Annotated in this window: 1 protein-coding gene; it reads left to right on the top strand. The window is 62.9% G+C overall.

Annotated elements, in window-relative coordinates; all coding sequences use genetic code 11:
• The coding region (locus tag EN846_RS36290) for a DUF6088 family protein (protein WP_245518762.1) at positions 1–426 on the top strand (426 nt) is incomplete at both ends.

Raw genomic sequence — 426 nt, 5'->3', positions numbered from 1 at the left:
CCAGACCCGACGTCCCACACGCTCGATCGCATTCACGACCGGATCATCCAGGCGGCGCCGGCCGGCGTATGGTCGCGCGCCGACTTTCTCGACATCGGCACACCGAATGCCGTTGAGAAGGCGCTGCAACGGCTCACCCTGCGGGGCGACATTCGCCGGCCCCATCGCGGACTCTATGACAAGCCCAGCGTCAGCAAGCTCACCGGCAAGATGGTGTTTCCGCCCCGGTCCTCGTTCGTCGACGCCATTGCCATCGACTCGCTGTTCAACCATTCCAATCCACTTCGACTGCTGTCACTTCGCTCACAGATCGCGCGGCGGCAGGATGGCAATCTGAAGTACGCTGACCGCCAGCTTCACCATGCATTGTTCAACGGCGACGACGCCCCCTTCTTTCCGAAGCTTCCCACCCGGCGAAGCGTATGC

Origin of the sequence: Mesorhizobium sp. M4B.F.Ca.ET.203.01.1.1 (assembly GCF_004791025.1) — a bacterium.
Taxonomy (GTDB): domain Bacteria; phylum Pseudomonadota; class Alphaproteobacteria; order Rhizobiales; family Rhizobiaceae; genus Mesorhizobium; species Mesorhizobium abyssinicae.
The sequence above is the reverse complement of the archived record's forward strand: the minus strand, read 5'-3'. Positions and strand labels throughout refer to the sequence as shown.